This is a genomic window from Pseudomonas sp. NPDC089407 (genome assembly GCF_044900445.1).
Classification (GTDB): Bacteria; Pseudomonadota; Gammaproteobacteria; order Pseudomonadales; family Pseudomonadaceae; genus Aquipseudomonas.
Window position 1 is genome coordinate 1 of sequence record NZ_JBJDNB010000042.1, and the last position, 12,418, is coordinate 12,418.

Here is a 12,418-nt window from a genome sequence, read left to right on the forward strand (position 1 = left end):
AGATCGACCAGATCAAGCAGTGCGTCGGTGCCAACTACTGCATCGACCGCCAGTACCAGGGCCTGGATGTGCTGTGCATCCAGAACGCCGCGACCTCCCGTGAATACATGGGCGTGCCGCACATCATCGAAAAGACCACGGGCGTCAAACGCAAGGTGGTAGTGGTAGGCGCCGGCCCCGCCGGCATGGAAGCGGCCCGCGTGGCTGCCGAACGCGGCCACGACGTGACCCTGTTCGAGAAGAAGGACCAGATTGGTGGGCAGATCACCATCGCCGCCAAGGCGCCGCAGCGCGACCAGATTGCCGGTATCACCCGTTGGTACCAGCTGGAGTTGGCGCGCCTGAAGGTCGACCTGCGCCTGGGCACTGCCGCTGACGTGGCTACCATCCAGGACCTGCGCCCGGACGTGATCGTGTTGGCGGTGGGCGGCCATTCGTTCCTTGAGCAGAACGAGCACTGGGGCGCCGCCGAAGGGCTGGTGGTCAGCAGCTGGGACGTGCTCGACGGCAAGGTTGCGCCGGGCAAGAACGTGCTGGTGTACGACACCATCTGCGAATTCACCGGCATGTCGGTGGCCGACTTCATCGCCGACAAGGGCAGCCAGGTCGAAATCGTCACCGACGACATCAAGCCGGGCGTGGCCATGGGCGGTACTACCTTCCCTACCTACTACCGCAGCATGTACCCGAAAGAAGTGATCATGACCGGCGACATGATGCTGGAAAAGGTCTACCGCGAAGGCGACAAGCTGGTGGCGGTGCTGGAGAACGAATACACCGGCGCCAAGGAAGAGCGCGTGGTCGACCAGGTGGTGGTGGAGAACGGCGTGCGCCCTGACGAGCAGCTGTACTACGCGCTGAAGGAAGGTTCGCGCAACAAAGGCCAGATCGACGTGGAGGCGCTGTTCGCCATCAAGCCACAGCCGATCCTCAGCCAGCCGGGCGAAGGCTACCTGCTGTACCGCATTGGCGACTGCGTGGCCCAGCGCAACGTGCATGCGGCGATCTACGACGCCTTGCGCCTGTGCAAGGACTTCTGATCGCACCGCCTCTCTAGGGGCGGGACTGGCCCCCCTGTAGGAGCGGCCTTGTGTCGCGAAAGGGCTGCGAAGCGGCCCCAGCAATTCATCAGCGCTGAGAATGCTGGGGCCGCTTCGCGACCCTTTCGCGACACAAGGCCGCTCCTACAGGGGTCCGCGCCGCGCTTGAGAGTGGCGCAAGAATCCAGCTGTTGTGGGAGCCTCCCATGTTGAACACCCTTTTACCCATCCTGCTGTTCGCTGCCCTTGGCCTGGCAGTGCTCGGCGCCCTGCGCCGGGTGCGCATGTGGCGTCGCGGCCGGGTCTCCAAGGTCAACCTGATCGGCGGCCTGCTGGCCATGCCGCGCCGTTACCTGGAAGACCTGCACCACGTGGTCGAGCGCGACAAGTACATGTCCAAGACCCACGTGGCCACGGCGGGCGGCTTCGTGCTGTCGGCTGCCCTGGCAATCCTGGTGCACGGCTTCGGCCTGCAGAGCAAGATCCTTGGCTACGCGCTGCTGGTGGCCACGGTCATCATGTTTACCGGCGCCATCTTCGTCTTCAAACGCCGCCTCAACCCGCCTGCGCGCCTGTCCAAGGGCCCATGGATGCGCCTGCCGAAGAGCCTGCTGGCATTTGCCGTGAGCTTCTTCATCGCCACCTTGCCGGTCGCCGGCATCCTGCCGGCCAATACCGGCGGCTGGGTGATGGTCGCGGTACTCGGCCTCGGCGTGCTGTGGGGCGTGTCGGAGCTGTTCTTCGGCATGACCTGGGGCGGGCCGATGAAACACGCCTTCGCCGGTGCCTTGCACCTGGCCTGGCACCGCCGCGCCGAGCGCTTCGGCGGCGGCCGCTCCACCGGCCTCAAGCCGCTGGACCTGGAAGACCCGAACGCGCCGCTGGGCGTGGAAAAACCGGTGGACTTCACCTGGAACCAGCTGCTCGGTTTCGACGCCTGCGTGCAGTGCGGTAAATGTGAAGCGATGTGCCCGGCGTTTGCCGCCGGCCAGCCACTGAACCCGAAAAAACTTATCCAGGACATGGTCATCGGCCTGGCCGGTGGCACCGACGCCCAGTTCGCCGGCAGCCCGTACCCTGGCAAGCCGATTGGCGAGCACGGCGGTAGCCCACACCAGCCGATCGTCAATGGCCTGGTCGACGCCGAGACGCTGTGGTCGTGCACCACCTGCCGTGCCTGCGTCGAGGAATGCCCGATGATGATCGAGCACGTCGATGCCATCGTCGACATGCGCCGCCACCTCACCCTGGAAAAGGGCGCGACCCCGAACAAGGGCGCCGAGGTGCTGGACAACCTGATCGCCACCGACAACCCGGGCGGCTTCGCGCCTGGCGGGCGCATGAACTGGGCTGCCGACCTCAACCTGCAACTGCTGTCGGAGGTGAAAAGCACCGAGGTGCTGTTCTGGGTGGGTGATGGTGCCTTCGACATGCGCAACCAGCGTACCCTGCGCTCGTTCGTCAAAGTGCTCAAGGCTTCGGGCGTGGACTTTGCCGTGCTCGGCCTGGAAGAGCGCGACAGCGGCGACGTGGCGCGCAGGCTGGGTGATGAAGCGACCTTCCAGCAACTGGCCAAGCGCAATATCCAGACCCTGGCCAAGTACAAATTCCAGCGCATCGTCACCTGCGACCCGCACAGCTTCCATGTGCTGAAGAACGAATACGGCGCATTGGGTGGCGACTACCAGGTGCAGCACCACAGCACCTACATTGCCGAGCTGATTGCGGCGAAGAAGCTGAACCTCGGGCAGCACAAGGGCGGCAGCGTCACTTACCACGACCCGTGCTACCTGGGCCGTTACAACGGCGAGTACGAGGCCCCGCGTGCAGTGCTCAAGGCGCTGGGTATCGAAGTACGCGAGATGCAGCGTTCGGGCTTCCGTTCCCGTTGCTGTGGCGGTGGTGGCGGCGCGCCGATCACCGACATCCCGGGCAAGCAGCGTATCCCCGACATGCGCATGGACGACATCCGTGAGACCGAGGCCGAGCTGGTGGCCGTGGGTTGCCCACAGTGCACCGCCATGCTCGAAGGTGTGGTCGAACCGCGCCCACAGATCAAGGACCTGGCCGAACTGGTGGCCGACGTGCTGATCGAAGAGGACACGCCTGCCGTCCCAAAGCCGCAAACGGCTAAACGTGAACCTGCGGAGGTGCACTGATGAGCGACATTATCCGCCGCGACCCACGCGCCGAGTGGATCGCCCGTAACCGTCTGCACCCGCTGCATGCAGCCATGCAGACGCAACAGACCAACTGGATGGGGCCCAACGGCCTCATCCGCAAGAACCCACATGCGATCGCTGCAGGCTTCATTGGCCCCGCCGGCATCAAGCGCATCGACCGCAGCGGCGCCCAGCAGGGCACCGGTGTCGGCGGTCGGCGCACGGCCGCGGCCGAGGTCAAGCTGCCGCTGCACCAGGTGTCGGCGCCGGCGTTCTACATTGCTGTGGTGCCGGACATGGTCGGCGGCCGCCTGAGCAGCCACGACCGCGACTTGCTCGGCTTGGCCCACAGCCTGGCCGGCAGCGACGGTGCGGTGCTGGCGGTAGTGTTTGGCGAGCACAAGGAAAGCAACTTTTCCACAGCCGGTGTCGACCGCCTGTTGGTCATCGACGGCGAAGCGTTCGAAGGCTATGCGCCGGAGCATCTTGTTCAAGGCTTGCGCGCTGTGGATAACCAGTTCGCCCCGCGTCACTGGCTGCTGCCCGACAGCCGCACCGGTGGCGGCGAACTGGGCCGGCGCCTGGGCGCAGCACTGGGCGAGCGCCCGGCGACGCGGGTGTGGCAGGTCAAGGATGGCCAGTGCATCGGCCGCGCCGGTGCCGGCCAGCAAGACCTGCAACGCGCCGTGCCACGCTTGATCCTGGCGGCGGCCGAGTGCGCCGAGCCGGTCAGTGAAACCCGTCATGAAGCGCTGCCGGTGGAGTTGTCCACAAGCGTGGCGCGCAGCCTGACGCGTATCGAAGACCTTGGCTCGGTGGCGGTCGACCCGGCCACCATCGCCATGGCCGAGGCCGAATTCATTGTCTCGGGCGGTAACGGGGTCAAGGACTGGGATCTTTACCACCAGGCCACTGCGGCCCTCGGCGCCACCGAAGGCGCCTCGCGGGTAGCGGTGGACGATGGCTTCATGCCGCGTAACCGCCAGGTCGGTGCCACCGGGACCTGGGTCACTGCACGGGTCTACGTGGCTGTGGGTATTTCGGGGGCGATCCAGCACCTGCAGGGCATTGGCGCCTGCGACAAGGTGGTGGCGATCAACATGGACCCGGGCTGCGACATGATCAAGCGGGCTGACCTGTCGGTGATTGGCGACAGTTCGGCGATTCTCAAGGCACTGATCGAGGCTGTGGACAACTACCGCAGCGGCGGCCAGCGCGACGCGGCATAAGGGCACGAGCATGAGTACGAAAGTGATCAGCCTGGTTTCCATCGGTGCCCACCCAAGCTCCGGCCGCGCCCGCCGCGCCGAGCAGGATGCCCGCGCGGTGGAGCTGGGTTTGCAGCTGGCTGGGGATAACTTGCAGGTGGTGCATGCCGGCGACCCGGGTGAAGAAGCGCTGCGTGCCTACCTGGGAATGGGCCTGGACCACCTGGACGTATTGGAGCAGCCGGCCGGTGCCGATGTGCTGGGTGTGCTAGGCGATTACCTGCGCGATGCCGGGGCGCAGTTGGTGCTGACCGGAAGCCAGGCCGAGACGGGCGAGGGTTCGGGCATGTTGCCGTTCCTGCTGGCGGAAAAGCTTGGCTGGCCGTTGATTGTCGGATTGGCCGAGGTGGAGTCGATCGAAAACGGCACGGCGCAGGTGCTGCAGGCTTTGCCGCGTGGCCAGCGGCGTCGGCTGAAGGTACGCCTGCCATTGCTGGCGACTGTGGATAACGCAGCGCCCAAGCCACGACAGAGCGCCTTCGGGCCAGCGCGCCGCGGGTTATTGGCGGCACGTAACGTGGCGATTGTCGATGACGAGCTGCTGGCCGAGGCCGAGCTGCAACCGGCGCGACCGCGGCCCAAACGCTTGAAGGTGATCAAGGCCAAGAGCGGTGCTGACCGCATGAAGGCCGCAACGGCCAAGGCCAGCGGCGGTGGCGGCAAGGTGCTGAAGGACGTTTCCCCACAGGAAGGCGCCGAAGCCATCCTCAAGCTGCTGGTGGAAGAGGGCGTACTGCGCTAAGGCGTTCAGTCTTCATGCGATCCAGTGTAGGAGCGGCCTTGCGTCGCGATGGGCTGCAGAGCAGCCCCGGCAATCTTGCGACAGGTTCAAGATCCTGGGGCCGCGTTGCGGCCCATCGCGACGCAAGGCCGCTCCTACACAGAGCAGTTATTACCGAACTACATCGAACGCCCACATCACCAGGCCTTCTACCACCGGCGCAAAGGCCACCCGCTCCCCCTCCTGCAGCGTTGCCCTGCCGAGCATCAAAATCGCATTGCGCGCCACGAAGTAGTCCCCGCTACCGTCATCAGCCCTGATCACCCCTAAACCATGCACTGCATGGAACCACTTCACGGAGCCAGTCAGGCGCCTGTGCATAAGTGACCTCTCGCTAATGCCATAATGATGGCCGCAACTCAACCACGAAGCCCGCTTTGGCAAAAATGTCAGGTACCGAGATTATTGCCCACGGAATCTGTTCGCCAAGGTGTGGATAAAGTGTTGGCGCATGGCTGGGAAGCTTGATTTGCGCCGCTTGCAGAGATTTGATCAAATAATGACCAGAGCTTGGCGCGCTCCGCTGGCAGTCCTTGAAGATCAGCGTGGTACGCGTTACCCACAATCGCTGTTAGCCGGTCTGTGGATAATCTGTTTGGTAGAGGCTGTGAGCCTTGATAATAAAGGCTTACAGGGTTTTGATCAAAGAATGATCAAACCCACCTAAACCCGCACTGATCCATAAGAATCAGGGTTTTGAGGCGTTTATCCACAAGCGAATCAGCGGTAATTGGCACGTTGCTCACAAACTCTGTTGGTGTCTCTGTGGACAAGGTGTACGAAGTTCGCTGTAGCCCAGCAATGATGCTGCCTTGGTCGATATGATCAAAAAATGATCATTGATTTGCCTGGTATATTTGCCAGTATCAAAACTTGCAGGCTCTCGATAGTCTATCCACGAACGATTTAATTGTGGATAAGTCATGGCCAGACCTGTGTTCGGAACAGATCAGCAGCGCCCGCTTTTGAGCGGTAATCCCTTTGACGTGAATACTTATTCACCCTATGGGTTCATAGCAGCTGCCGCTGTGCCGGCGTTGGCGTTCTGCGGTCAGTACCGTGATCCGCTCACGGGTGGCTATCCGTTGGGCAACGGCCACCGCGTCTACAGCCCGAGTCTGGGTCGGTTCATCGGTCCTGACGCGTTAAGCCCGTTCGGCAAGGGGGGGCTCAATGCTTACGCCTACTGCCAAGGCGACCCTGTTAACTTTATTGACCCAAGTGGTCGTTTCCCCGCCATCATGGCGCCCATCAGGAACATCGTCACGGGGGTGATCAACCTGGCAATCAGTGCCGTGAAAGCGTACCGGAACTACCGTATCGAGCGAGACTTCGCCCTGAATAGTGGTTACCCGGCAAGCCGCTCAGGGATTGTCACGTTCAACACGGCAGAGCAGCCCGTCGCACCATGGACTATGCAGGATAAGGTGCTTTCGGCCGCTGGAGCCATCAGCGCCTCGGTAAGTATTGGCACGGCTACTGGACGGCTGTTCACACCGGCGGCCGAGGGGTTGGCCTGGGTTGATTTTGGGGTGGCCTCAGTTGCTACGGCCCTGTCAGCTTATGAGCTTTATGGGTTGGCAACGTCGTCTGCCGAACGGCGCTATCCCATACAACCGATGGCTTATCAGGTGCGTACAGGAGCACAGTGGCCAGAGACAGCGGTGTAAAACGCGCCATGCTTCGGCCTGCTGCCGAAGCATGGCAGGTGTGTAGGTATTATTGCGCCTGCACTTCCTTCAGATACGGCGCCGGCTCCGCCCCCAGGTTGTTCAACACCCGCTGGCTATACCAGTCAATGAAGTTCACCACACCAAACTCGTAAGTCTTCGAGTAAGGCCCAGGCTGGTAAGCCGTGGAGTTGATCCCACGCTGGTTCTCTTCGGCCAGGCGACGGTCCTGGTCGTTGGTGGCATCCCACACCTTGCGCATGCGCTCTGGGTCGTAATCCACGCCTTCCACGGCATCCTTGTGCACCAGCCATTTGGTGGTAACCATGGTTTCCTGCGCGCTGATCGGCCACACGGTGAACACGATCATGTGGTCGCCCATGCAGTGGTTCCACGAGTGCGGCAGGTGCAGGATGCGCATCGAGCCCAGGTCCGGGTTCTTGATGCGGCCCATCAGCTTCTGGCAGGCCTGCTTGCCGTCCATGGTCATCGACACGGTGCCCTTGAGCAGCGGCATGCGCACGATGCGGTTACGCAGGCCGTGGCTCTTGTGCAGGTACGGGATCTTCTCGGCTTCCCAGGCGGCAGCGGACCTGGCCACGTGGTCCTTGAATTCCTGGCTGGCGCGCGGGTCGTTGGTGTCGTCCCATTCCAGCAGGGTCTGCAGCAGTTCCGGGTGCGAACCGGAGCAGTGGTAGCATTCGCGGTTGTTTTCCAGCACCAGTTTCCAGTTGGCCTTTTCCATCAAGGTGGTGTGCACCGCCACCTTGGTGTTCTCCATGTCGTACGGTTCCATGTAATGCTCGAGGGTGGCCAGGAACTCGTCGATGGCAGGCGGGTTTTCCGCCAGGCTGATGAAAATGTAACCACCGGCAACCTTCACGTGCACCGGCTTGAGGCCGTACTCCTTCATGTCGAAGTCGGCGCCCATTTCGGTGCCGGCGAACAGCAGGCGGCCGTCCAGTTCATAGGTCCACTGGTGGTAGTGGCAGACCAGCTTGGCCACCTTGCCTTTGTCGCTGACACACAGGCGCGAACCGCGGTGGCGGCAGACGTTGTGGAAGGCGTGCACTTTACCTTCGGCGCCACGCACCACCAGGATCGGGTTCTTGCCGATCTGCAAGGTGATGTAGTTGCCTTTCGCCGGAATTTCGCAAGTCATGCCGGCGATCAACCATTCTTTCTGGAAGATCTCCTGCATGTCGATCTGGAACAGACGCTCGTCGGTGTAGAAAGGCTGGGGCAACGAGTAGGTGCGCTCGCGGGTCTGCAGCATCTCGGCGGTAGCCTTGCGTGCAGGTTCCAGTGGATCGCCCAGGCTCAGGGTTGCGGTGACGTCCATCGTGTATTCCTCGGGGCCGTGTGCGGCCGGCAAAAGGTGGCTAATCGTTGTTGTGGTGCCGCAAGGCTGCGTGTCAGAAAGCAGCTAGTTGTTTTGCCGTGGAGTGTGCGTCCGAAGGCGCCGTGAACCGTATCCATGGACGACATGGCCGATTTGAATAACGACGCGCCAGCCCTTGTCGTGCGGGGCTGGTCGCGATAAGCACGCCGATGTCGCTGGCAGGAATGTACGTCGCCCTCAGCTTGCGCATTATCCAAGCCATAAAAAGGGCCATAGTCGGCCGCTGGAGATGAACATGTCCGATACCTTCCTCAATCCGGTCACTACCCAGACCTGGGCCAACGGCCGCCACATCGTGCGCTGCGTCAAGGTCATCCAGGAGACCTGGGACGTGCGCACCTTCTGCTTCATGGCCGACCAGCCGATCATGTTCTTCTTCAAACCAGGGCAGTTCGTTACCCTGGAGCTGGAGATCGAAGGCAAGCCGGTGATGCGCTCCTACACCATCTCCAGTTCGCCGTCGGTGCCGTACAGCTTCTCGATCACCGTCAAGCGCGTGCCAGGCGGCCTGGTGTCGAACTTCCTGCACGACACCATGCACGAAGGCGCCGAGTTGCCGGTGCACGGCCCGGTGGGGCTGTTCAATGCCATCGACTTCCCGGCTGGCAAGACGCTGTACCTGTCAGGCGGCGTCGGCATTACCCCGGTGATGTCGATGGCGCGCTGGTTCTACGACACCAACGCCAATGTCGACATGGTCTTCGTGCACAGCGCCCGTTCGCCGAAGGACATCATCTACCACCGCGAGCTGGAACAGATGGCTTCGCGCATCCCCAACTTCAGCCTGCACATCATTTGCGAGAAGCATGGCCTGGGCGAACCGTGGGCGGGTTACCGCGGTTACCTGAACCAGCGGCTGATGGAGCTGATTGCGCCGGACTACATGGAGCGTACGGTGTTCTGCTGCGGCCCGACGCCGTACATGACTGCGGTCAAGCGCATGCTCGAAGCGGTCGGCTTCGACATGAAGAACTACCACGAGGAATCGTTCGGGGCCACGCCGCCAGAGGCCAAGGCCGACGCGGTGGAGCACGCCGAGCAGGCCGCCGATGCGCCGGAGCTGGATGTTTCCGACCTCAACCTGGTGGAGTTCATTGGCAGTGAGAAGAGCATCCGCGTCGCCCCGGGCGAGACCGTGCATGCGGCGGCGGCCAAGGTGGGCCTGATGATCCCGAAAGCCTGTGGCATGGGTATTTGCGGCACGTGCAAGGTGCTGAAGCTGGGCGGCGAAGTGGAGATGGAGCACAACGGCGGCATTACCGAAGAGGACGAAGCCGAGGGTTATATCCTGTCGTGCTGCAGCGTGCCGAAAGGGGATGTGCGGATCGATTACTGATCCGAAATTGCAGGGGGCTGCTGCGCAGCCCTTCGCGACGCAAGGCCGCTCCTACAGGGGAGCGCGTACCCACTGGTAAACGCATATCCCTGTAGGAGCGGCCTTGTGTCGCGATGGGCCGCAAAGCGGCCCCGGCTATCTAAAGTCAGGTGCGAAAGCGCGCCACCAACCCATTCAAATCAACTGCAAGGCGAGACAGTTCGGCACTCGCCGCACTGGTCTGATGCGCCCCGGTAGCACTCTGCACCGACAAATCATTGATATTCACCAGGTTGCGGTCCACCTCCCGCGCCACCTGCGCCTGCTCTTCCGCCGCGCTGGCGATCACCAGGTTGCGCTCGTTGATCTGCGCCACCGCCCCGGCAATGGTATCCAGCGCCATCCCCGCACCCCGTGCGATATTCAGCGTCGATTCGGCACGCTCCGTGCTGGTGCGCATCGACTCCACGGCCTCTTCGGTACCGCCCTGAATGCTGCCGATCATGCGCTCGATCTCGCTGGTCGACTGCTGGGTACGGTGCGCCAGCGCGCGTACTTCATCGGCCACCACGGCAAAACCACGGCCCGCTTCACCGGCGCGTGCCGCTTCGATTGCTGCGTTCAATGCCAGCAGGTTGGTCTGGTCAGCCAGGCCACGGATTACATCCAGCACCTTGCCGATATCACGCGACTGCTCGGCCAGGTGAGTAATCAGCTTGGCGGTAGCCTGCACATCACCGCTCATGCGCTCGATGGCACCGACGGTCTCCATCACCAGGTCACGGCCGTCGCCGGTCGAGCGGCTGGCTTCACTGGACGCTTCGGACGTGCTCACGGCATTGCGTGCCACTTCTTCCACGGCGCTGGTCATTTCCGTCACGGCGGTGGCGGCCTGTTCGATTTCGTTGTTCTGCTGTTGCAGGCCACGGGCGCTTTCGTCGGTAACGGCATTCAACTCTTCCGCCGCTGAGGCCAATTGGGTGGCAGAGCCGGCAATTTGTTGCAGGGTGTCGCGCAGCTTGTCCTGCATGCGGGCCATGGCGCGCAACAGGCGGGCAGCTTCATCGCTGCCTTCGGCGCGGATGATGTGAGTCAGGTCACCGTCAGCGACCTGCTCGGCGCTCTTCAGCGCGTCCTCGATCGGCTTGACGATGCTGCGGGTCAGCAGGAACGCGCAGACGAAGGTCAGCACGGTTGCCGCGATCAGCAGGCCGATCACCAGGGCGAAGGCGGCGGCGTACTGGTTGGCGGCTTTTTCGTTGGTGGCGCGGGTCTGGTCGGTGTTGATGCGTACCAGGGTTTCCATGACCTTGTTGACTTGCTCGGAGTTGGCCAGCAGGTCGCGGTTGAGCAGGTCGCGCAGCTCATCGACGCGGTCGGCCTGGCTCAGGCTGCGCATGCGCGATTCCAGCTGGCGGTACTGGTTGAGTAACTGGCCGTACTGGTCGAACGCGGCCTGCTCGTCGGCGGCGCCGATCATCGGCAGGTAGGCCTGGCGGGCGCGGTCGATCTGGGCGTTGCGCTGGTCCAGCAGGTTCAGGGTGTCGCGCTGGGTTTCCGCTTCGCGGTTAAGCAGCAGGCGGTAGGAGAGGGTGCGCATGCGCAGGTTCAGCGCGGTGAGTTCGTCGAGGATCTTGATACTGGGCACGCTGACCTGCTCGATGACCACGCCGGCCTGGCGGATGTTGCCCATCTGTATGAGCGAAAAGATGCCGAGGCCGAGCATCAGCAGGCCGATCAGCGCGAAGCCCAGCAGGGCCCGCGGGGCGATATTCATGTTGCGTAAAGACATGGTGGAAGGGATCCAGGCAAGGAAAGAAAGCGTGCGCAAAGTGCGACGAAATGGGACTTGCCGGGCTATCGGTCGTGACTGATCAGTCTTGAGCGCGAACGGTGAGAATTGTGAGGTAGCTATCCTTTTCCTGACCGGCGGTTGACCCAAGTCGGAACAAGGTGGCGGTTACCCTGTCAATCTGCGGGTTCGACACTTCGTGAATCCGATATTTAATGGCGATAGGCCGCAGTTTTCTTTATCGTGTGCGCCCCTCGCAACAACCTGAGATAGACCCCATGCTGGAAGCTTCCCTGAATCAAATCGAGCAACTGGTCAGCGACCTGATGCAAAAAAACGCTCAACTTACCGAACAGAACACCGCCCTCGGTCAGGAACTGGCCCAGGCCAAAGAAGAGAACGAAACCCTGCAGCTGTCACTGATGGAGCAGGAAGAGAAGAACGGCGCTACCGCAGCACGCATCCAGGCCCTGGTTGAGCGTGCCAGCGCGGGCGTTGTCGGCGCATGAGACTGCCAGAGCAGCCGATCAATGTCGTGTCGATTCTCGGCATCGACTATTCGATCAAGGCGCCCGAAGGCCAGGAAGAAACCTTGGCCCAGGCTGTACGCATGCTCAACACTGCCCTGAACGAAACCAAGCGTCAGTACCCGACCCTGATCGGTGACAAGCTGCTGGTGCTGGCTGCCCTCAACCTTTGCTCCAGGCAGGTTGAACTGCAGAAAGAACACCAGCAGACGCTGGCGCGCACCCAGGCGCAGATCGACGCCACGGTGGATGCAATCGTTCGGACCATTGCAGAGTCCTGATCGATAGCCGGGGGCGCTTCGCGCCCCTTTCGCGACACCAGGCCGCTCCTACAAGGGAACGCGATCTCCTGTAGGAGCGGCCTTGTGTCGCGATGGGCTGCAAAGCAGCCCCAAAGGCCAAAATCATTGTTCCAGGTCACTGGATTAACTGGATACGCAAGTGTATACACTTCTCGCAAA

Annotated in this window: 10 protein-coding genes and 1 pseudogene; 8 read left to right on the plus strand and 3 right to left on the minus strand. The window is 62.3% G+C overall.

The window, feature by feature from the left end; all coding sequences use genetic code 11:
• The 4 genes and pseudogenes from dgcA to ACI2KG_RS25320 all read left to right on the plus strand — a co-directional run.
• Positions 1-1,040, plus strand: a pseudogene (gene dgcA, locus ACI2KG_RS25305) (dimethylglycine demethylation protein DgcA); the annotation flags it as partial.
• Between the two features lie 206 nt (positions 1,041-1,246).
• The gene (dgcB, locus tag ACI2KG_RS25310) at positions 1,247-3,199 is read left to right on the plus strand and encodes a dimethylglycine demethylation protein DgcB (RefSeq protein ID WP_404663724.1); all 1,953 of its coding nucleotides are present in this window, start codon (positions 1,247-1,249) and stop codon (positions 3,197-3,199) included.
• Complete coding sequence (locus ACI2KG_RS25315) at positions 3,199-4,431, plus strand: electron transfer flavoprotein subunit alpha/FixB family protein (RefSeq protein WP_404663725.1); 1,233 nt, start codon at positions 3,199-3,201, stop codon at positions 4,429-4,431. The genes dgcB and ACI2KG_RS25315 overlap by 1 nt, the downstream gene beginning before the upstream one ends.
• Before the next feature lie 10 nt (positions 4,432-4,441).
• Positions 4,442-5,212, plus strand: a complete 771-nt coding sequence (locus ACI2KG_RS25320) for an electron transfer flavoprotein subunit beta (protein ID WP_404663726.1) — start codon at positions 4,442-4,444, stop codon at positions 5,210-5,212.
• A 150-nt stretch (positions 5,213-5,362) separates the two neighbouring features.
• Here the strand turns inward: ACI2KG_RS25320 and ACI2KG_RS25325 are convergent, their stop codons facing one another.
• Positions 5,363-5,548, minus strand: a complete 186-nt coding sequence (locus ACI2KG_RS25325) for a cold-shock protein (protein ID WP_404663727.1) — start codon at positions 5,546-5,548, stop codon at positions 5,363-5,365.
• 626 nt (positions 5,549-6,174) lie between these two features.
• Between ACI2KG_RS25325 and ACI2KG_RS25330 the strand changes: the two genes are divergently transcribed.
• On the plus strand, positions 6,175-6,921 hold the full coding sequence (locus tag ACI2KG_RS25330) for an RHS repeat-associated core domain-containing protein (RefSeq protein WP_404663728.1): 747 nt from the start codon (positions 6,175-6,177) through the stop codon (positions 6,919-6,921).
• Positions 6,922-6,970: 49 nt separating this feature from the next.
• On the opposite strand, the gene gbcA is transcribed toward ACI2KG_RS25330, so the two are convergent.
• The gene (gene gbcA / locus ACI2KG_RS25335) at positions 6,971-8,263 is read right to left on the minus strand and encodes a glycine-betaine demethylase subunit GbcA (RefSeq protein WP_404663729.1); all 1,293 of its coding nucleotides are present in this window, start codon (positions 8,261-8,263) and stop codon (positions 6,971-6,973) included.
• 295 nt (positions 8,264-8,558) lie between these two features.
• On the opposite strand from gbcA, the gene gbcB reads away from it, so the two are divergent.
• Positions 8,559-9,659 (plus strand): glycine-betaine demethylase subunit GbcB, encoded by a 1,101-nt coding sequence (gene gbcB / locus ACI2KG_RS25340; protein WP_404663730.1) that lies wholly within the window; start codon positions 8,559-8,561, stop codon positions 9,657-9,659.
• Positions 9,660-9,804: 145 nt separating this feature from the next.
• On the opposite strand, the gene ACI2KG_RS25345 is transcribed toward gbcB, so the two are convergent.
• Positions 9,805-11,430 (minus strand): methyl-accepting chemotaxis protein, encoded by a 1,626-nt coding sequence (locus tag ACI2KG_RS25345; protein WP_404663731.1) that lies wholly within the window; start codon positions 11,428-11,430, stop codon positions 9,805-9,807.
• Positions 11,431-11,708: 278 nt separating this feature from the next.
• Between ACI2KG_RS25345 and ACI2KG_RS25350 the strand changes: the two genes are divergently transcribed.
• Together ACI2KG_RS25350 and ACI2KG_RS25355 are read left to right on the plus strand one after the other, a co-directional pair.
• Complete coding sequence (locus ACI2KG_RS25350) at positions 11,709-11,939, plus strand: hypothetical protein (RefSeq protein WP_012270115.1); 231 nt, start codon at positions 11,709-11,711, stop codon at positions 11,937-11,939.
• Positions 11,936-12,238 (plus strand): cell division protein ZapA, encoded by a 303-nt coding sequence (locus tag ACI2KG_RS25355; RefSeq protein ID WP_201206634.1) that lies wholly within the window; start codon positions 11,936-11,938, stop codon positions 12,236-12,238. The genes ACI2KG_RS25350 and ACI2KG_RS25355 overlap by 4 nt, the downstream gene beginning before the upstream one ends.
• The last annotated feature ends 180 nt before the right edge of the window (positions 12,239-12,418 follow it).